Annotated in this window: 18 protein-coding genes; 10 read left to right on the top strand and 8 right to left on the bottom strand. The window is 66.7% G+C overall.

The genetic code is table 11. The annotated features are described in order from the left end of the window. From QH276_RS32515 to QH276_RS32505, 3 genes are all read right to left on the bottom strand, one after another. Nucleotides 1-350, bottom strand: a 350-nt coding sequence (locus QH276_RS32515) for a nuclear transport factor 2 family protein (protein WP_280407004.1), incomplete at its 3' end; no start/stop codon positions are given. Between the two features lie 40 nt (nt 351-390). Further along, a complete protein-coding gene (locus QH276_RS32510; RefSeq protein WP_280399698.1) occupies nt 391-1905 on the bottom strand; it encodes an aldehyde dehydrogenase family protein in 1515 nt (504 codons plus the stop codon). Nucleotides 1906-1907: 2 nt separating this feature from the next. After that, nucleotides 1908-3032 (bottom strand): NDMA-dependent alcohol dehydrogenase, encoded by a 1125-nt coding sequence (locus QH276_RS32505; protein WP_280399699.1) that lies wholly within the window; start codon nt 3030-3032, stop codon nt 1908-1910. Between the two features lie 494 nt (nt 3033-3526). Between QH276_RS32505 and QH276_RS32500 the strand changes: the two genes are divergently transcribed. After that, nucleotides 3527-4117, top strand: a complete 591-nt coding sequence (locus tag QH276_RS32500; RefSeq protein ID WP_280399700.1) for a TetR/AcrR family transcriptional regulator — start codon at nt 3527-3529, stop codon at nt 4115-4117. A 62-nt stretch (nt 4118-4179) separates the two neighbouring features. Beyond that, a complete protein-coding gene (locus QH276_RS32495; protein WP_280399701.1) occupies nt 4180-5070 on the top strand; it encodes a carboxymuconolactone decarboxylase family protein in 891 nt (296 codons plus the stop codon). Nucleotides 5071-5320: 250 nt separating this feature from the next. Here QH276_RS32495 and QH276_RS32490 read toward each other — a convergent pair whose 3' ends face one another. Further along, complete coding sequence (locus QH276_RS32490) at nt 5321-6493, bottom strand: acyl-CoA dehydrogenase family protein (protein ID WP_432278755.1); 1173 nt, start codon at nt 6491-6493, stop codon at nt 5321-5323. 53 nt (nt 6494-6546) lie between these two features. Further along, nucleotides 6547-7302: an SDR family oxidoreductase gene (locus QH276_RS32485; protein ID WP_280402721.1), complete on the bottom strand. Its 756-nt coding sequence runs from the start codon at nt 7300-7302 to the stop codon at nt 6547-6549. A 261-nt stretch (nt 7303-7563) separates the two neighbouring features. Between QH276_RS32485 and QH276_RS32480 the strand changes: the two genes are divergently transcribed. From QH276_RS32480 to QH276_RS32465, 4 genes are read left to right on the top strand one after another with little or no spacing between them, the layout of a single operon-like run. Further along, nucleotides 7564-8883, top strand: a complete 1320-nt coding sequence (locus QH276_RS32480) for an MFS transporter (RefSeq protein ID WP_280402722.1) — start codon at nt 7564-7566, stop codon at nt 8881-8883. Further along, the gene (locus tag QH276_RS32475; RefSeq protein ID WP_280402723.1) at nt 8880-10535 is read left to right on the top strand and encodes an AMP-binding protein; all 1656 of its coding nucleotides are present in this window, start codon (nt 8880-8882) and stop codon (nt 10533-10535) included. Before QH276_RS32480 ends, QH276_RS32475 begins: the two co-directional genes overlap by 4 nt. A gap of 2 nt (nt 10536-10537) precedes the next feature. Further along, nucleotides 10538-11563 carry a TRAP transporter substrate-binding protein gene (locus QH276_RS32470; protein ID WP_280402724.1) on the top strand — a complete coding sequence of 342 codons (1026 nt, stop codon included), beginning with the start codon at nt 10538-10540 and terminating at the stop codon, nt 11561-11563. A gap of 41 nt (nt 11564-11604) precedes the next feature. Beyond that, on the top strand, nt 11605-12777 hold the full coding sequence (locus QH276_RS32465) for a thiolase family protein (RefSeq protein WP_280402732.1): 1173 nt from the start codon (nt 11605-11607) through the stop codon (nt 12775-12777). A 41-nt stretch (nt 12778-12818) separates the two neighbouring features. On the opposite strand, the gene QH276_RS32460 is transcribed toward QH276_RS32465, so the two are convergent. Beyond that, a complete protein-coding gene (locus QH276_RS32460) occupies nt 12819-14219 on the bottom strand; it encodes a lipase family protein (RefSeq protein WP_280402725.1) in 1401 nt (466 codons plus the stop codon). A gap of 301 nt (nt 14220-14520) precedes the next feature. On the opposite strand from QH276_RS32460, the gene QH276_RS32455 reads away from it, so the two are divergent. Both QH276_RS32455 and QH276_RS32450 read left to right on the top strand, forming a co-directional pair. After that, complete coding sequence (locus QH276_RS32455; protein ID WP_280402726.1) at nt 14521-15843, top strand: lipase family protein; 1323 nt, start codon at nt 14521-14523, stop codon at nt 15841-15843. 36 nt (nt 15844-15879) lie between these two features. Further along, complete coding sequence (locus QH276_RS32450; protein ID WP_280402727.1) at nt 15880-16278, top strand: NUDIX hydrolase; 399 nt, start codon at nt 15880-15882, stop codon at nt 16276-16278. A 76-nt stretch (nt 16279-16354) separates the two neighbouring features. Here the strand turns inward: QH276_RS32450 and QH276_RS32445 are convergent, their stop codons facing one another. Continuing rightward, entirely contained in the window at nt 16355-16657 is a 303-nt protein-coding gene (locus QH276_RS32445; protein WP_280402728.1) for a hypothetical protein, read from the bottom strand. Further along, nucleotides 16657-17523 (bottom strand): mycothiol conjugate amidase Mca, encoded by an 867-nt coding sequence (gene mca / locus QH276_RS32440; protein WP_280402733.1) that lies wholly within the window; start codon nt 17521-17523, stop codon nt 16657-16659. The genes QH276_RS32445 and mca overlap by 1 nt, the downstream gene beginning before the upstream one ends. Before the next feature lie 121 nt (nt 17524-17644). Here mca and QH276_RS32435 point away from each other — a divergent pair, with 121 nt between their 5' ends. Both QH276_RS32435 and greA read left to right on the top strand, forming a co-directional pair. Further along, nucleotides 17645-18151, top strand: coding sequence for a DUF4307 domain-containing protein (locus QH276_RS32435; protein WP_280402729.1), 507 nt, complete (start codon nt 17645-17647; stop codon nt 18149-18151). 295 nt (nt 18152-18446) lie between these two features. After that, nucleotides 18447-18941 (top strand): transcription elongation factor GreA, encoded by a 495-nt coding sequence (greA, locus tag QH276_RS32430; protein WP_280402730.1) that lies wholly within the window; start codon nt 18447-18449, stop codon nt 18939-18941. Nucleotides 18942-19194: the final 253 nt, after the last annotated feature.

Genomic DNA, 19194 nt, shown 5'->3' with positions numbered 1-19194 from the left:
AAGCTCTCCTTCGCGTGCACGGTGAACCGGGCCGTTTGCAGCTGGATCCGATCGTCACGGATGAGGAAGGTGTCGACACCGTCGGTGAGAACATGGCCCTGGGTGTCAGCGGTCCATTCCAGCAGGACGATATCGTCGTCGACGACGAGGTTGACGATCGTGACGGTGAATCCGGGGAACTGTTCGACGATTCCGGCGATGGTCTTCGCGAGCGAAGCCCGTCCGGCCACCACTCCATCGGTGGTCACGAATCGGGCGTCTTCGGCGTAGTCGGCGACCACGGCGTCGACATTGCCCGCGGCGAGGGCGGCCACGTGGTGGTCGATGATCTCCTCGGCGGTTCGGGTCATGAGAGTGCTCCTGTGGCTCCTGTGTCGCGGGTTCGGGGTTTCAGAGCTGTACACATATCGACTTCGTCTCGAGGTACAGGTCAATCGCCTCGGCGCCCTGCTCGCGTCCCCAGCCCGACTGCTTGTAGCCGCCGAACGGCAGGCCGGCGGAGTAGACGTTGTAGCAGTTGACCCACACTGTCCCGGCGCGGAGCATCTCGGCGGTCCGGTGGGCTCGGCTCACGTCGCGGGTCCATACCCCAGCGGCGAGTCCGTAGTGGGTGTCGTTCGCCAGGAGGCGAAGGTCGTCTGCGGTATCGAAGGGCTGCACGGTAACAACCGGGCCGAAGATCTCCCGCTGAACCACCTCCGACTCCTGGGCGACATCAACGAGCACAGTCGGCTCGAAGTAGAAGCCGCGCTCGCCGTGCCGACCGCCGCCGGCAAGTGCCCGGGCGCCGGTGCGAACCCCGCCTTCGACCATGCCCTGCACCCTGGCCAGCTGTTCGGCGGAGACCAGTGGTCCGATTTCGGTTTCCGGGTCGAGCGGGTCTCCGATCCGCAAGGCACCGGCCGCGCCGGCAAGGCCTTCGGCGACCTGGTCGAAGGCGTCTCGCTGGACATAGATCCGGGACCCCGCGCTACACACTTCACCCTTGTTGAAGAAGATGCCCGCTGCGGCCCCGGCGATTGCGGCATCCAGATCTGCATCGGCGAAGATGACGTGGGGTGATTTTCCGCCGAGCTCCAGCGAGACCTTCTTCAGGTTGCCGCCCGCGGCCCGCAGGATTTCCCGGCCTACCTCGGTCGACCCGGTGAACGCGATCTTGTCGACGCCGGGGTGCGCGGCGAGTGCTGCGCCGGCGGTATCGCCGTAGCCCGGCACGATGTTGACCACGCCCGGCGGAAAGCCCGCCCGGTCGAACAACTCGCCGAGCCGCAGCGCCGTGAGCGGGGTTTGTTCCGCGGGTTTGAGTACCACCGTGCAGCCGGCCGCAAGCGCGGGTGCGAGCTTCCAGGCGGCCATGTTCAGGGGAAAGTTCCACGGGATGATCGCGCCGACTACACCGACGGGTTCCTTGCGGGTGTAGGCGTGGTAGTGCGATCCGGGGGCGTACGGCACGGACAGCTCGGTCGTCTTGCCACCGATCTTGTCCGCCAACCCCGCCATATAGCGCAGCTGGCCGGCAGCCAACGGAATGTCCACGGCCAGCGCGGCTGCCTGGGGTTTGCCCTGGTCGAGCGATTCCAGCTGGGCGAACTCTTCGGCACAATCCTCGAGCAGGCCGGCGAGCCGCCAGATCAGCGTGCCGCGTGCGGCGGGCGTCAGCTGGGCCCACCGCCCGTCGAGAGCGCGACGGGCGGCGTCGACCGCGCGGTCGATCTCGGCACGGTCGGCCGCGGCAACGCGGGCCAGCGTTGTGCCGTCACTCGGGTCGACGGTGTCGATGGTGGCACCGTCGCGGGCGGTGACCCACTCGCCGTCGATCAGGAACGGACCGACCCGGGCCAGGAAGTCGCGGACGTCGGCGCGCAGCCGCTCGGATTTGGTGGACTGGAGAGTCGTCGCTGTCATGATCAAGCCTCCGCGTAGGTGATGAGCCCGCGGATGTTCTTTCCGGCGAGCATGTCCTGGTATCCCTGATTGATGTCGTCGAGCGAGTACGTCGTGGTGATCAGCTCGTCGAGTTTGAGCTCACCTTCCATATAGAGGTCGAGCAGGCGCGGGATGTCGATGCGGGGGTTGGACGAGCCGAACAACCCGCCCCGGATCTCCTTCTCGTAGCAGGTCAGCACGAACAGGTCGAGGTCGACGTTGAGCTGATCACCCGGAGCGACGGCGGTGACCACCAGCACGCCGCGTTTGCCGGCGAGTTTCAGCGCGGGTTCGACGAGGTCGCCCGTGGCGATGCTGGTGGTGAGGATGACCCGCTGCGCCATGGTCCCGTGGGTCAGCTCTTCCACCAGCGGCAGCGCCTCCTCGATACTCGCGGCGGTGTGCGTCGCGCCGAATTCCTTGGCCTTTTCGCGTTTGAACTCGACGGTGTCGACCGCCACAACCTGCTTGGCGCCGGCGTAGCGGGCACCTTGCACGGCGTTCATACCGATGCCGCCGCTACCGATGACGACCACGGTGTCTCCGGGTTCGGTGCCCGCCGTGTGGAACGCCGAACCCCAGCCCGTGGTGACCCCGCAGCCGACCAAGGCGGCCTTCTCCAGCGGCACATCGTCGCGGATCTTGACGACGTTGGCCTCGTTGACCACCACGTACGGCGCGAAGGTACCGAGCAGGCACATCGTGCCCACGCCCTGCCCACGCGCCTTGACCCGATGGGTGCCGTCGGACAGCGCGACTCCGCCGAACAGATGCGCGCCCAGATCGCACAGATGTGTCCTGCCGGACACACAGGACAAGCAACGCCCGCAGGACGGAATGAACGCGAGCACAACATGATCGCCCGGAGCGAGGCCCTTGACCTGCGAACCGACCTCCTCGACCACGCCCGCACCTTCGTGACCGCCGAGCATCGGGTCGAGGCCGACGTAGACGCCGGAGTCGATGTGGTCGTCGGAGTGGCACAAGCCCGACGCGGCCAGCCTGACCAGGACCTCGTCCGGCTGTGGCGGGTCCAGCTCGATGTCCTCGACCGACCAGCCCTTGCCCGCACCGGGATGCCAGCAGATTGCGCCGCGTGTCTTCATCGACTCTCCTCCGGGGATGTGTTCGCGGGTTTCACCGCTGGACCGCGGCGAACGCTGCGAGAAAGGTGACCGTGCAACGGGTCGCTGTGTGCTACGACACAGCAAAGCACGGCCCAGCACCGGAGCGCAAGCCGTCTTGTAACATTTGGTACAATGAAAATCTCAGGACTTGAGTCGATGAAATAGGAGAAATATCGAGCTACTACATGCGGTTTTGACTGCCGAGCACGAACTATTCACCTGCGCCGACAAACGCTAATGTATCGATCGGTACAACATGACAACACCTCCCTGGCTGAACGCTCGGCACGGCGCACGGGTCGTACCGCACGCACCACCGTCCGCTGCGGACGTGCCGCGGCGACGACTCGGTCGGCGACCTCGATCAGTGCCTCCACCTCGCTGACCGCAGACTGATCACTGCGAATCGTCCCCGCCGGCGCGGCCGTCGATGTTGCGGACCGACCCGACCCCGTACGAGTGAAAGCGAAGTAATGACCACGACCACCTTCGAGCTCAAGCAGGAGCAAGTCGTTCGTAAGGCAGCAGAGCTCTGGGCAAGCACGAGCTACCACGGCACCGGCATCACCGAACTCTGCGATGCGGTCGGGTTGGGGCGCGGAGCGCTGTACCGCTACATCGGCAGCAAGGAAGCACTGCTGTTCCATATCAGCAGAACGCAGGTGGACCGAATGAACCAACAGGCGGAGGAGCTGCTGCGCACCGACCTTCCTACCGAAGAACTACTGCGCGAGATGGCACGGGCGCTGGTGCGTAATATCGCGACACACCGCGCCGAGTGGGCGGTGTTCTTCCGCGAGTACACCTCACTCACCGGCAGTAATCGCGACCGAGTCGTCGCGGCCCGCGAACGATACGAGGGATATTGGCGTCAAGCCCTCGACCGGGGCGTCGCCGACGGCACCCTCGGACACGTGCCACGGCTGCTCGTCAAAGGCATCCTGGGCATGCTCAATTACACCTACCTGTGGTTCGAGCCGGACGGTCCGACCGGCCCCGACCAGCTCGCCGACGAATTCCTCGACGCATTGCTCGACGGAATCCTGCGGCGGCCCGCGACCTGACGGTCGCGACCGTCTTGCGGCGCACCTGCGCTCGAGTACCGCTGAATCTTAGGAACACCCCAATGACCGACCCTGTCGAAAATTCCACTACGAACCGTAGAGATCTGGTAACCAAAGGAGTGTTGCTCGGCGCCGGTGCCGTGGTCGGCTCGATGGCAACCGCCGCCCTGGCCGCGCCCACCGAGCCCGACCGCTACGCACGCGGTATGGCGGCCCTACGCGAAATTTCCGGTGAGCGTGGTCCCCAGGTGATCACGGCCCTCGAAGACATCGCGCCGGACCTGGGCCGGTACATCGTGGAATTCGCCTTCGGTGACATCTATGTCAGACCGGGGCTCGATGCTCCGCAGCGGCAGCTGGTCACCGTCGCCGCGCTGGCCGCGCAGGGCGATACCGCAGCACAATTGAATTTCCATATCGACGCGGCGCTGCGGGCCGGGGTGACTCCGGCCGAAATCGTCGAGGCGCTCATCCATCTGGTGCCGTTCACCGGATTCCCCCGGGCTCTCAATGCGGTGACCGTTGCCAGAAAGGTATTCACCGACGCCGGAACACCATTCACCCCACCGGTGCAGACCGATGACCGCGACCGCTACGACCGCGGAGCGAAGAAGCTGGTGGAAATCGACGGGCAGCACGGGCTCGACGTCATCGAATCGCTGCGCGACATCGCGCCCGACCTCGGGCACTACATTGTCGAATTCGCCTTCGGTGACGTGTACAACCGCCCGTGGCTCGACCCGCAGAAACGGCAGCTCGTCACTCTCGGCGCACTCACCGCATGCGGCGACACGGCACCTCAACTACGTGTTCATATCGGTGCGGCTCTCAATGTCGGACTTCACCGGTCCGAGGTGATCGAGGCACTTATCCACCTCGTCTCCTACGCGGGGTTCCCGCGAGTACTCAATGCGATAACAGTCGCCCGGGACGTCTTCGCGCAGCACCCATAGGGTCGTCGTGTCCGCGAGGGGTGCGGTCCGCGCGCCGATATTCGACGCTGCGGGCATGGTCGCCGGCGTCGGCGAAGTGTCACTCGCACGGCAGGCCGCTGCCTCGGCCACGTACGCAACTGGCCGCCTTCTTCGGCGCCGAGTCGATCGGACTTATCGAACTCGTCGAGCACCTCGCACCCGGGATCCGGGGCGGCGGGCGATCGCTGCAGCGATCGCCCGGCAGCACTTGCTGCCGGGCGTGCCCTCGTCACTGCGTGGATAGACTGCTCAGAGCATCGGCGAAAGCGAAGCCAGAGAGCAACTCCCGCGCAGCGACCATGTACTGGATTGTGGGTGTGCCTTCCTCGAGCCAGTTGAGCCGCGCGTCTCGATAGAGACGCTCTATGGGGTGCCTGCGCGTGTAGCCGATACCGCCGTGGATCAGCAGCGCCCGGTCGGTGACCCGGCCGACAGCTTCCAGCCCGAACTGCTTGCACATTGCGGATTCGGCCGGGATCCGTTTTCCGGCATCCCATTTGCCGGCCGCATCGATCAGCATGCCACGCAGCGCGTAGATGTCGATCGCCATCTCTGCCAGGTAACGTTGGATCGCTTGGCGCTCGCCGATCGGCTTCCCGAAGGTCACCCGGGTTCCGGCATGCGCGAGCGAGAGCTCGAGTGAACGTTCGGCCGTGCCGAGGGAACTGGCCGCGATGAACACGCGGCTGATCTCCAGTGCGCGCTCCAGGTGCTGCTGGCCGCTGCCTACCGCGCCCACCAGGGCACTGCCGGGTACCGGCACGTCGTCCAGGGTGAGGATGCCGTGCTCTCCGCCCTTACACCCCATCGTCTCGGGCAGCGGCCGGATACCGAATCCGGGTGCGTCTCGCTCGACCAGGAATGCCGAGACCTGCTCGGGATCCGTCTTCGCGAAGACCAGGAAGTGGGTGGCGATATCGGAGTTGGTGATCAACCATTTGCGTCCGCTGAGAACATAACCGGTTCCCTTGGCAGTCGCAGTGGTTCCCAGGTCGGCGCCGGTGCCGTGGTCCGGTTCGGTGAGCGCGAAGGCCAGCGATCTCGACCCGGTCGCCGCGCCGGGCAGGATCGCGGCGCACTGTTCCGGACTGCCGATCTCGGAGAGCGCGTGCGCGAAGGAGTTGTGGACGTGCACGATCACGCGCAGACCGCCTTGGATCTTGGCGAATTCGGCGATGATCGGCAGATACTGTCCGATCGAAAGCCCGCTGCCGCCGTACTCGCGAGGAACGAGCAGGCCGAAGGCCCCCGATTCGCGCAGTGCGGGTAGCACGATGTCGTAGGGGATGGCTTCCTCGTCTTCGATGCGCTGCTCGAGGGGGTCGAGCTCGTCCCAGATGGTTGCCCGGATCCGCTGGCACAATCGCCGGTAATCGTCCTCGGCCATGGGGGTATTCGTCATTCGAGAGCTCCTGTGCTCGTAGGGAATTCATGGACCGGCCGGCGGCCGAACGCTCAGAGCGACCAGCCCCCGTCGGCGGTGAGGACAGCGCCGGTGCAGTAACCCGCATCCTCGCTGAGGAAGACCGCCGCCCGCGCGACCTCCTCGACGGTGCCGAAGCGGCCGAGGGCGGCGCGCTCGACGATCGACCGCCGGGCGCGTTCGGAAACCGCCGCGGTCATATCGGTCTCGACAAAACCGGGCGCCAGCACGTTGACCCGGATACCGTTGCGGCCCACCTCTTTGGCCAGCGAGCGGGCGAATCCGGTCATCGCCGCCTTGGCGCTGGCATATGCGGTGTCACCCGCATGACCGATGATGCCGACCACAGAGGAAATCAGCACGATGCTGGGTTCCGGAGCGCGGCCGAGTACCGGTAGCGCCGCCCGCGTCAGGTCGGCGATGCCTTTGAGGTTGTCCTCGATGACCCGCCACCACAGCTGGGGGTCCATGGTGTCCAGTCGCCCTCCGTGCCATTGGCCGGCGTTGAGGATCAGCCCGTCGAGCCGGCCCCACCGCGCGAGCGCCGCGGCTACGGCCGCGTCCGCGGTGTGCGGGAGCGATGAGTCGTAATGCACCGGCTCGATGCGCTCGGGTGCGTCGGCGGCCAGCTTCTCGGCCGCTTCGCGATTGCTCCGGTAGCCGCAGGCGATATTGCGATGTCGCGCACTGAGGAGGTGGGTAATGCCCGCACCGATGCCGCGAGAGCCTCCGGTGACCAGCACCGTACGCGCGCCGTCCGCCTGCGGTAATGAGCTCGAGGTTGCCATATGACCATGGTACTGACTGGTACAACTTTTTCCTAGATGCCGTTGAATTGTCAAAGAAAGTGCTGGTGATATGCCATTTACTCCTTCCAAATAGAGGATGAAACGTAGGTACCGATTGGTACATTCCCTCTTGCGCGCCGAGGCGATACGTGCTTCTCTTGTGATGCGGCACACAGCGATCTGCCAGATGTGGGGGGGCAACGGAGGTCCGGCCTCGCGCCGCCTTGTCCACCCGCCCACATCCCGGTTGGGAGCCAACCAGTGACAACGACAACCTCCGAGGCAACGACCGAGCCACCGGTCGCGGGCACCACGGTCCGCCCCGCGAAGGTCGCCTTCGCCAGCTTCATCGGCACCGCCATCGAGTGGTACGACTTCTTCCTCTTCGGCACCGCAGCCGCACTCGTCTTCAACGAGCAGTTCTTTCCCTCGCTGAGCCCGGTGGCGGGAACACTGGCCGCCTTCGCCACCTTCGGCGTCGCCTTCGTCGCACGCCCGATCGGTGGCATAGTTTTCGGCCATTTCGGCGATCGGATCGGCAGGAAGAAGATGCTGGTCCTGTCATTGCTGATGATGGGACTCAGCACCGTCGCGATCGGACTGTTGCCCGGCTACGCACAGATCGGTGTCACCGCGCCGGTCCTGCTCGTATTCGCCAGACTGATCCAGGGCTTCGCGGTCGGTGGTGAATGGGGCGGAGCGGTACTCATGGCGGTCGAGCACGCGCCGGCGGGTCGGCGTGCCTTCTACGGCAGCTGGCCGCAGGCGGGTGTGCCGGCCGGACTGGTGCTCTCCTCTGCGGCCTTCCTCGCGGTGGGCGCCCTGCCCGATGATCAACTGATGTCCTGGGCCTGGCGGCTGCCGTTCTTGGCGAGCATCGTGCTGGTCGGACTCGGTCTCTATATTCGGATGCAGGTAATCGAGTCGCCGGATTTCCGTGCGGTCCGCGCGGCCCGCACAGTCTCCGCCTTTCCGCTGCTCGATGTCTTCCGTAAAGCGAAAATCTCGTTGGCTGTGGGGATCTGCGTACAAGCAGCAGCCAATATCCCGTTCTATCTGGTCACCGTGTTCGCCCTGTCCTACGGCCCGAAGGAACTGGGTATCTCCAGAGACGTCATCCTGCTGTGCCTGATCGCGGCATGCCTGATCGATATCGCCACCGTGCCGGTCGTTGCCTGGATCGCCGACCGGATCGGCGCACGGAACGTGCTGCTGATCGGTTCGGGGTACATGGCGGCCATTGCCTTCCCGTTCTTCTGGCTCTTCGGAACCGGATCCACCTGGGCGATTCTGCTGGCGATGATTCTGATCGTCACCTTCGGGCACGCACTCACCTATGCCGCCGTCGCCGGATATCTCAGCGAGCTCTTCCCCGCCCGGATGCGGTACACCGGCGCCTCGGTCGCCTATCAGGTGGGCGGCATGGTAACCAGCGGGCCCGCTCCCTTCATAGCGGCGGCGATCATGGCCGCCGGTGTCGGGCTGTGGGCGATCTCGACCTACATCGTCATTGCCTGTGCGGTCACGTTTCTCGCCTTGATCATCGTGCCGTTCATCTCGGAATCCCGGAGGAGTCGATGAAGAAGCCGGACGCTACCAACCACCACCCCGGGCTGTACACGGACAGAACACCGGACGACGTGTGGGCCGAGATAGAGGGCGGCCTGTCGCGCAATCCCTTGACCGGGCTCAATACCGCGCAGGAGGTATGCGGTCGGTATGCCTCCGAACCCGGACGGATCGCGCTGATCGTCCGGCATGCCGATGGGTCCAGCGAACGGTGGACCTATCGGGAGCTCTACCGGGCCGCGGTGAAGACCTCCTCGATGTTCGCCGCCGCGGGCCTGCGCGCCGGAGATCGGGTCGCGGGCCTGCTGTCCCGGCAGGTGGAAAGCTGGATCGTCGCACTCGCCGCCTGGCGCAGCGGGATGGTCTATGTGCCGATGTTCTCCGGCTTCGGCGTCGACGCGATCACCTATCGGCTGCGGACCTCGGAAGCTGCGCTGATCGTTGTCGACCACCGCTGGCGAGCCACCCTGCAGGCAGCAGTGTCCGGCCTGGACTCCGATATTGCGGTGGTGACGGTAACCGGCCCGAAAGGTACCGGTCTCCTGCCGGGAGACCGAAGCTTCTGGGCAGAATCCGAACGCAGTGAGGCGGATCGCCCGGAGGTGCCGACCGGCGCGAACGATCCGGCTACTCTCCTGTTCACCAGCGGCACCACCGGGGATCCGAAAGCGTGCGTCATGCCGCATTCGGCCTTGCTGGCGGTGCTTCCGTTCGCCCGCGCCTCGCTGGGACTCACAACGCGGGACCTGCTGTTCACCGCGGCCGACCCCGGCTGGGCCTACGGGCTGTATTCGACCGGCGCCGCACCCATGGCGTTGGGCGTGCCGCGGGTGATCTACAGCGGGAACTTCGATCCCCTCGCGTGGTGGCGGCTGGTGGAGGAGGAGGGCGTCACCTGCCTGGCGGCGGCACCGAGCGCCTATCGCAAGCTGCTGATCCCGCTGCATCGGGACGGCCCGACCACCGATCTGCGCACCGCCGCCGCGGCGGGCGAGCCGCTGGATTCCGCAACCGCCGCGGCGTGGGCCGAGGATTGTGGCCCGGCGATTCGAGATGGCTACGGGCTCAGCGAAGTCGGTATGGTGCTCGCCGATCTGGCGGGGGGTCCGCCACCGATTCCGGGCACGCTCGGCGGACCGGTACCGGGGTTTTCCGTATCGATAGTCGATCACCACGGCGAGCCGGTGGCCGCTGGGGAAAGCGGTCTGATCGCGATCGAGCGACCTCGCTACCAGCTGAGCATCGGGTACGAGAATCGGCCCGAAGCCTGGCGCGCGCGATGGATCGGCAACCTGTTCGTCACCGAGGATCGAGCTCGCCTGCGCCCCGACGGACGGTGGGAATTCCTCGGCCGCGACGACGACATGATCGTCACCTCGGGGTACAACGTCAGCCCGGTCGAGGTCGAACGCGTGCTCTGCGAACACCCCGGTGTCGCCGAGGCCGCCGCGATCAGCGCGGCGGGGCCGACCGGAACGATCGTGCGCGCGGTCATCGTCCGCACGGACAGCGACCTGCCCGTGCCCGAACTCGAACGGGCACTGCGCGCCGAGGTCACGCGCCGGGTAGGTGCCCACGCGAGCCCGCGGGCCTTCGACTTCGTCGAGACCCTGCCCCGCAACGAAGTGGGGAAATTACAACGCGCAGTGCTGCGAAAGGTCTGACCATGAGAATCGCAATCCATCGAGGCCCGCGTGCGATCTTCGCCGCGATCGTAGCCGTTTCGGTGGCTGCGTGCGGCGCCGATACGGAACCTACCGACGGCGCCGGCATCAGCACCGTGTCATTCGTGCACGATATCCCCGACGGGCACCCGCGCCTGCCGTATTTCGACAAGTTCGCGACCGAGGTCGGCGCCCGCTCGTCGGACGAGCTGGACGTCGTGATCAATCCCCAAGAGCAGGTACTCGCCGGTCGCGCGTCACTGGACGCGGTGCTGAACGGGGAGGCGAATATCGCGGCGGTGAATATGGCTCACCTCGAGGCCATCGAACCCACGGCCGGATTCATGAACTTGCCGTTCGGTCTCGATGACACGGCGATGTCGGACGAGACCACACGCGACGCCGTGGTGGCCACGCTGGCGGAGCAGGTCAGGCCCCACGGCGCCGAGGTGATCGGGGTGATGCGCGGCGCAGATCAGTTGCTGGCATTCCCGGGCGAGGACGTCCGCCGCCTGGAGGATATACGCGGCAAGCGGATTCGAGTCGCGGGCGGCGGACTGTACGAAGCGTTGATGCGCGGCCTCGACGCCGAACCCGTCCCGATCCCCATCCCGAGGCTAGCGCAGGAAATGGCCGCGGGCACTGTCGACGGTGTGTTCACGTCGCCCGGCGGCTGGTCGACGGAGATCCTCACGCACGCCCCGCACGCTGTGCAGGTACCCGGGTTGATGTTCATCACCTACGGCCTGGTGGCCAATGCCGACTGGCTCGCTGGATTGAGCGGGCAGGAGCGCGACGCGGTCACGTCGGCCGGTGCAGAGATGACAGGTAGCTGGGTGCAGATGCGCGACGACGACCGGAACGTGGTCGAACGGGTGGTGTCCGGTTATGCCGGCACATATTTCGTGGTGCCGGACGTCGAAGCACTGCGCTGGCGGCAACGGGTCTCCGGCATCTCGGAGCGCTTTCTGAACCAATACCCCGAACTCGGCATCCAATTACGGCAGGACGGGTTGTTCGTGCGATGAACAGGGCATCGAAGGGAACCGGAATGGGCGTGCCGGGACAGATACGGGACGCGGTCATCGTCGACGTCGTCCGCACTCCCAGCGGAAAAGGGAAGCCGGGAGGTGGGCTGGCAGCGGTGCATCCGGTGGATCTGCTCGCCACCGTACTGCGTGAGCTGGTACGCCGCACCGGAATCGATCCAGGGCTGGTAGACGACGTCATCGGCGGCTGTGTCACACAAGCCGGGGAGCAGGCGGCCAATATCACCCGGAACGCGGTATTGGCCGCGGGTTTCCCGGTCACGGTACCCGCGACCACCGTGGACCGCCAGTGCGGATCTAGCCAGCAGGCCGTGCATTTCGCGGCCCATACGATCGCTGCCGGCGGAGCCGATATCGTGATCGCCTGCGGCGTGGAGTCGATGAGCCACGCCCCACTGTGGTCGAATATCGGCGACGCCGACCGGTATGGAGTGGGCGTTTCCGCCCGGTTCCCGGGCTCCCTGGTGGCACAGGGTATCGCTGCCGAACTGGTGGCCGCCCGCTGGCAGCTGAATCGCCGGCACATGGACGAATACGCCGTCCGGTCCCACGAGCGGGCAGCGCAGGCCACCACCGCTGGTGTATTCGCGCCCGACCTTGTCACCGTGCCCGGCTGTGGCCTCGACGCCGACGAGACGATCCGGCCCCACACGACCCCGACCGGGCTCGCGACACTCACCCCGGCATTTCGTGACGACACAATGCTCGCCAGGTTCCCGGAGATCGCGTGGAGTGTGACAGCGGGAAACTCCTCACCGCTGACCGACGGCGCCAGTGCGGCCCTACTGATGTCCGCGCGGCAGGCGGAGGCGCTGGGGCTGCGCGCCCGGGCCCGCGTGCATGAGACAGCGGTGGTCGGTGACGATCCGACGCTGATGCTCATGGGTGTGGTGCCGGCGACCCGCAAAGCCGTCGCGCGAGCGCATCTTTCGCTCGACGATATCGATGTTTTCGAAGTGAACGAGGCCTTCGCAAGCGTTCCGCTGGCGTGGCAGCGCGAACTCGCCGTCGCCGACGATCGGCTCAATGTGCATGGCGGCGCCATCGCCTTGGGACATCCACTCGGAGCATCGGGTGTGCGGATCCTGGCCACGTTGATCGAAACACTGGAGCGGACCGGTGGCCGGTTCGGACTGCAAACGATGTGCGAGGCAGGAGGGATGGCCAACGCAACGATCGTGGAGCGGCTTTGACGGTGAAGTGGACGGGATTGTCCGCATGCCGGCGCACCTGGTCAGGGGCATTCGCCGGGAGCGGGCTCCCCGCGTAGCCGGGCGTCGAGCCAGGCGAAGGAACCGGGGAAGCCGGTGCCGAGGCCGGTGACGTGCTCGCCGGGGTCGCTGCGGAACACCGCGGTGACACCGCGCGCGCACTGCTGCCGGAAGAGTTCGCGGGCTCCTTCGATGGGGATCCACAGGTCGTGTGCCGCGTGGTAGATGTACAGCGGCGCCCCGGAGGTGTGCCCGCTCAGGTCCGTGCGCGTGAAGATCTGTTCGGCGACGTCGCTGCCGAGCGGATCCGCGATATTCGCGGTGACCTCGATCGGTATGCCGATCACCCCCATCGGGCCGGCGAGCTCCCCGCAGGCGTCCTTGAGCGGCGAGGTCGCCGCCCACTGCGCCAGGTGGTTCAGGTGCCCGAGGATCTCCGGGTGCTCCCGCGCCATCGCGAGCACCACGACCAGCAGAACCCCGGAGGCGAAATTGCCGTTGAACCGGTCGGCGATATCGCGGTTGTCGGTGACGAGGCCGCCCGTGCTCACCCCGACCACGGCATCGGACAGCTCCGGCGCGTAGTCGTCGAGCAGCATGGCCGTCGCATAGGAGGCGATACCGCCGCCGGAGTAACCACCCACCGCGAAGCGGCTGTCGCCGAATTCGGCATCGGGCAGCGACCGCACGGCGCGGATCCCGTCGAGGATGACCTGCCCGGCGACATTGGGTTCCGCGTAGGCCATCCAGGGGCCCTCGTGGTCGGGGATCAGAACCGCGTAGCCCCGGCTCAAAGCCGTGGCGGCGGTCGGCGGGAAGGCGTCGGTGGCGCTGCTGCCGCTGACGTTACCGCCGCTGAGCAGCCCGTGCGCCAGCACGTAACCGGGCGTGCAGCGCTTGCCCAAGGAGTTGATCGGCCGGGCATCCACCAGGACGGGCCGGGTACCGGGCCCCGGCCAGGCGGTGGGTGGGGTGACCAGGGTCGCCGTGCCGTAGGAGGGTTCGCCGTTCGCGGCGGTCGAACGGTATTTCAGCAGCCGTGCACGGCCGACGGGCGTCGCCAGCACCTCGGCCGCCGTGGCGGTCACCTCGCGCTGCTCGAGAATTTCACCGGGTATCGTCTCGTCCAGCCGCTCCGGCCAGGTATCGAAGATCGGATCGCCGGTCGGCGAGGATTGCACCGCACGCCACAGTGCCGCGAGATCCGGGGACATCTCGGTGTGCGGCGGTGCGGCGGCCGGCGGTACGGGCGGTGCGGGTATCACGTCGTCGATCTGTTGTTGCAGATCCGACGGTGCCCCGGGCACGGCGTGCACCTCGGCGGCAAAGGGTTGTCCGGCCAGAAGCAGACAACCGATCGTGCCCGTACTCAGCAGCATGCGTAGCAACCACCCGCGAGATAGCCGCGCATGTCGATCGTTCATTCCGGTTCCTTCAAGCGATCGGTGAACAGGTCCGGGGCAACAGGCAGGGTAACGAGCCGTGTCGACCGATGCCGTCTCATCGCCGAACGCCATGACGCACTGTGCGTTTCGAACAGCGTCGCCATTCTACTGATCTTGATCGAGCCGCAACGTGGCGAAAACCACAGTGCCTGAGCACGATTCACTGTGAAATCGCACCGATGTCGTGTTTCGATTTGCGAATCGCCGACAGCGGCTGCCAATACTCGGGAAACGTGGTGAACAGAGGGTGAGAGTGCGCGTGAAGCCGCTTCGAGTGATCATGGTTACTTTGCTTGCCGGTTGCGCGGCATTCGGCGCCCAGGTGCCCCGCGCGTACGCGGAGCCGACGGCCGGGCCGGACGTATCGAATCCGTCACCGTTGCAGGAATGGATCGACAACACGATCCCGGCTCCACCCCAATTCGCCGGTGACGAACCCGCCGAGGCGCTGTGGCGCGGAGTTCTGCCGTCGGCGGTCGGCGACCCGATCTTCGATTCCTGGCCCGCCGGCCTCGCGACGCTGACCCCGGGCCAGATCGTCGAGACACGGGATATCACCGCGACCGCCGCCCTGCGGATGGCCACCCCCATCGCCCGCGCGACATTGCTGAAATTCCGGTCCACCTCCGCCACGGGTGCGCCGTCCTTCGGAACAGCGACACTGATCGTGCCGGCGGCCGAATGGACCGGCTCGGGGCCCCGGCCGGTGGAAGTGAACGCGATGCCGATCAATTCGCTCGGCACCCACTGCACTCCGGGCTTCCAGCTGTCACACGACCTCTTGGACCGGCCGAACGGCGATTTCCCGGTTTTCCTGCCGTCGGTCTGGTTGGCGCTGAGCAAGGGCTACGCGGTGCTCATGCCGGACCACGAGGGCCCGCTGATGGCCTACGCGGAACCCAATGTCGCCGGGCACGTCATGCTCGATTCGATTCGCGCCGTACGCGCGTTCGCGCCCGCCGAATTCGGTGCCAGCCGATACGTTGCCGTCGGCTATTCCGGTGGCGCGATCGCCGCCTACGCCACGGCCATGCTTCTGGGCGAGTACGCGCCGGAGCTGGGGGATTCGCTGGTGGGCGCGGCGGCCGGCGGCCTGGTCACCGATAATTCGAACGTTGCCCACCAGTTCAACGGCAATATCTCCTCCGGGATCCTGTTGACGGTGGCGCTGGCTGTCTCGCGGGAACGCCCCGAGATCCTGCGGTACATGAACCACCTCGGGCAATGGGTGGCGTCCTCGCCGCTGCGCGATATCTGCGGCGATTCCTCGGGCCCGCTCGGGGTGGTCGGCATTCCGATCGATGTCGCCGCGAATACCGCGAACGCGCTCGACACCCCGTTCGCCGCGCGAACCTTCGAACAACTGGACCTCACCGACCGGACCTCGGCCGTGCCGCTGTTCATCTACCACGGCCTGCACGATCCGTGGATTCCACTCGCAGACGCCCAGCGGATGTATCGGCAGCAGTGCGACCGCGACGTTCCCGGTGTCTTCCGCGTGGTGGGCGGCGAGCATCTGCTCGGTTACGTCAGCGGCTATCCCGAGCTCAGCGGCTGGATCGACGCGCGGCTACGCGGCGAACCCGCGCCGAACGAATGCTGAGCCGCCGGCCGGATCGCGGCCTCCTATCGTGGACCCGTGATCAGAACCGCTGCCCTCGCCCATATTCGTGACCGCCGGCTGATCCAGACCCGGTCGACCGGTAAGACCGTGTTCTACATGGCCGGCGGGAAGATCGATACCGGCGAGACGGCCCTGCAGGCACTGCACCGGGAAGTCCGGGAGGAGCTGGGTGTCGGAGTCACCGGTGTCCGCCGGCTGGGTGTTTTCGAGGCCGAGGCATACGGGCACGCGGCCGGCACCCCGCTGCATATGACCTGTTTCCTGGGCGAGGTCACCGCCGAACCGGCTCCGGCGGGCGAAATCGCCGAGTTCCGGTACTTCACCGGCGGCGAGTATGCCGCCATGCCGGAGGTCGCCCCGGGTTCCCTGCTGGTTTTCGAGCACCTGCACCGGCTCGGCTTGATCGATTGGTGATCCGGCGGCTTCCTCGCTCATCGGAACCGCCCATGTTCCGGGGGCGGACGACCGGGGCGCCGCGGTCGGCCGTCCGCTAAGAAGAGCGTTCGGAATCGTCCGCGGCGCGGCTCGCGGATTCCCCGGCGCGGCGGACCGTGCCGGGATCGGTGCCCTCGTCGGCCTCCTGGTCCGGCTCCGGATGATCCGGTTCGAACGTTTCCGGCAGGTTCTTCAAATGTTTGTTCATCGAGCGGACCAGCAGGAACGTCCCGGCGAGCAGGATGAGGACCACCGCCAGGCCCAGCGGCGAGGCCTTACCGAACTCCGGTCCCGTCGGGGTGCCCGGGGTCTGCGCGAGCAGTCCGGAGGCGTAGACGGAGAGGTGCGTCATGATCATCAGCGGTGCTCATCGGTGATGCCGGCGAACAGGTCGGTTTCCGGGATATCGGTCCGGACCCGGGTGCGGGCCAGTTCGAACTCCTCGGTCGGCCACAGCCGCTGCTGCATTTCCAGCGGGATGGCGAAAAAGGCGCCGTTGGGGTCGACCTGCGTCGCGTGCGCACGCAGGGCGTCGTCGCGGCGCGGGAAGTACTTGCCGCATTCGACCTGAGTGGTGACCCGGGCCATGGTGTCGCCGCGTTCCACCGCGTACTTACGGGAGCGGTCCAGCCATTCCTGCAGCGGGAACGGTTCACCCATCCGGGCGAACTCCTCGGCGAAAACCTCCATGCGCCGGATCGTGAACCCGTGGTCGTAGTACAGCTTCAACGGCGTCCACGGTTCCCCGGCGTCGGGGAACTGCTCCGGGTCACCGGCGGCCTCGAACGCCGCCACCGAGACCTCGTGGCAGCGGATATGGTCGGGATGCGGGTAGCCACCCATCTCGTCGTAAGTGGTCATCACGTGCGGTTTGAACTCGCGCACGACCCGCACCAGCGCCTCGGTGGCCACCTCGAGCGGAACGAGCGCGAACGAATCCTCGGGCAGCGGCGGCAGCGGGTCACCCTCGGGCAGGCCGGAGTCGATGAATCCGAGCCAGGTCTGCCGCACTCCCAGCGCCGCGGCCGCGGCCGCCATTTCCTCGCGCCGGATCTCCTGCATACGCTCCAGCACCCCGGGGGTGTCCATGGCAGGGTTGAGAATGCTGCCGCGTTCCCCACCGGTCAGCGTGACGACGAGGACGTCATGGCCCTCGTCGGCATAGCGGGCGGTGGTCGCACCGCCTTTGCTGGATTCATCGTCGGGGTGGGCATGCACCGCCATGAGGCGAAGGCCACTCACTTCTCGTTCACCGTCGCTCTCGGTCGCGGGTGTTCGGACTTCATTACCTATAGTTCCATCCGGACCCATTCTGTTCCGACCTACCCCCTGGGAGCACCAGATCATGACCGAGCCCACGCCGGAACCCGGGCCTACCGTGGCGGCGGGGTCCGCCGGCGCGTCTTCCGGAGCGGCCGGCGCGGGTTCCGCAACCGACCGCCACGCCGACCGCTACGGCCGGGCAGCGCGGCCGCAGCGGTGGCGCCGGTGGGGCGCACTGCTCACCGGTGTGGTGGTGCTGGCCGGTATCGGCATCGCCTATCTGGGCTGGAAGAATTTCGGTCCGAAGGACATCGAATCCGAACAGCTCGGCTACACCGTCCTCGACGATTCCTCGGTCGAGCTGCGAATTCTGCTCACCCGCTCGGACCCTTCGGTGCCGGTGGTCTGCGTGGTCCGTGCCATGTCCCGCGATCTCGTCGAAGTGGGCCGCCGCGAGGTCCTGGTCCAGCCCTCGGGCACCGAGGAAACGGTCCGGCTGAGCACGATCATCGAAACCAGCGAGCGACCGTCCTCGGCCGCGATCTACACCTGCACCGACAGCGTCCCCGGGTATCTGCGTACCGGCTGACCGTGGCCGCCACCCGGCACCACCGCCATTAAACGGCTCCGACCTGCATCTTTGTGATTCATGCTAAAATGGCTTCACACACGGTTCCGGGGCACGGAGCCGTGTTTGCTGCATTGGCGGCCGACGCGGTCGATGCCGGGTAGTCGAAAGGGTCCGGCATCAGGCTGTCGGGGTGATTCGAACTTCCCGCAGATCGCGATAGCCGTCGGCTGAAGCATGCCTGCCCGCGGGTGGGTCGTGCGGCAGTGATCAGGAATCCCGGCCTGCCGGGGACAACTACTAGGGAGTGATCGAGATGACTGAGACCCAAGTGACCTGGCTGACCCCGGAGTCGCACGACAGGCTCAAGAGCGAACTCGACGCGCTCATCGCCAACCGTCCGGTCATCGCCGCCGAGATCAACGAGCGCCGCGAAGAAGGCGACCTCAAGGAGAACGGCGGCTACCACGCGGCGCGCGAGGAACAGGGCCAGCAGGAGGCCCGGATCCGGCAGCTGCAGGAACTGCTGAACAATGCCAAGGTCGGCGTGGCGCCCACCAAATCCGGGGTCGCGCTGCCGGGGTCGGTCGTGAAGGTCTACTACGACGGTGACGAAGACGATACCGAGACCTTCCTCATCGCGACCCGCGAAGAAGGTCTGGGCAATCCCGATCTCGAGACCTACTCCCCCAGCTCCCCGCTGGGCGGCGCACTGATCGACGCGAAGGTCGGCGAGACCCGCGAGTACACCCTGCCCAACGGCAACACCATGAAGGTGACGCTGGTCAGCGCCGAGCCCTACCACAGCTGATGTGCCGGCCCCGGCGCAGCGCGCCGGGGAGCCGGACGAAGACACGAGCCGGGGCGGTTACCGTAAAGGGTGGAGGGCGCCGGGGGATGACACGGGGGGCGGGAGGGGGGCGGCGGGGGGGGGGGCGCGGGGGGGGTTTAATACCACCTCCGTCACCCGCGGGCCCCCCGCCCGGGGGGGGTGCGCGTCCCCGGGGTATTCCCCCGCGGGCTGTTCCCCCCCCCCGTTTAGCGCCCCGCTCGTGTCTTCGTCC

The sequence above is a fragment of the Nocardia carnea genome (assembly GCF_029869215.1).
GTDB lineage: Bacteria > Actinomycetota > Actinomycetes > Mycobacteriales > Mycobacteriaceae > Nocardia > Nocardia carnea_B.
Note: the sequence above shows the minus strand (reverse complement) of the source record. Positions and strands in the feature narration are given on the sequence as shown.

Coding starts and splice junctions, on each gene's coding strand:
- QH276_RS32510 (WP_280399698.1), bottom strand. CDS start 1,905: ATGACAGCGACGACTCTCCAGTCCACCAAATCCGAGCGGCTGCGCGCC.
- QH276_RS32505 (WP_280399699.1), bottom strand. CDS start 3,032: ATGAAGACACGCGGCGCAATCTGCTGGCATCCCGGTGCGGGCAAGGGC.
- mca (WP_280402733.1), bottom strand. CDS start 17,523: ATGGCGGTGCATGCCCACCCCGACGATGAATCCAGCAAAGGCGGTGCG.
- QH276_RS32495 (WP_280399701.1), top strand. CDS start 4,180: ATGACCGACCCTGTCGAAAATTCCACTACGAACCGTAGAGATCTGGTA.
- QH276_RS32490 (WP_432278755.1), bottom strand. CDS start 6,493: ATGACGAATACCCCCATGGCCGAGGACGATTACCGGCGATTGTGCCAG.
- QH276_RS32470 (WP_280402724.1), top strand. CDS start 10,538: ATGAGAATCGCAATCCATCGAGGCCCGCGTGCGATCTTCGCCGCGATC.
- QH276_RS32485 (WP_280402721.1), bottom strand. CDS start 7,302: ATGGCAACCTCGAGCTCATTACCGCAGGCGGACGGCGCGCGTACGGTG.
- QH276_RS32435 (WP_280402729.1), top strand. CDS start 17,645: ATGACCGAGCCCACGCCGGAACCCGGGCCTACCGTGGCGGCGGGGTCC.
- QH276_RS32475 (WP_280402723.1), top strand. CDS start 8,880: ATGAAGAAGCCGGACGCTACCAACCACCACCCCGGGCTGTACACGGAC.
- QH276_RS32500 (WP_280399700.1), top strand. CDS start 3,527: ATGACCACGACCACCTTCGAGCTCAAGCAGGAGCAAGTCGTTCGTAAG.
- greA (WP_280402730.1), top strand. CDS start 18,447: ATGACTGAGACCCAAGTGACCTGGCTGACCCCGGAGTCGCACGACAGG.
- QH276_RS32445 (WP_280402728.1), bottom strand. CDS start 16,657: ATGATCATGACGCACCTCTCCGTCTACGCCTCCGGACTGCTCGCGCAG.
- QH276_RS32460 (WP_280402725.1), bottom strand. CDS start 14,219: ATGAACGATCGACATGCGCGGCTATCTCGCGGGTGGTTGCTACGCATG.
- QH276_RS32455 (WP_280402726.1), top strand. CDS start 14,521: ATGGTTACTTTGCTTGCCGGTTGCGCGGCATTCGGCGCCCAGGTGCCC.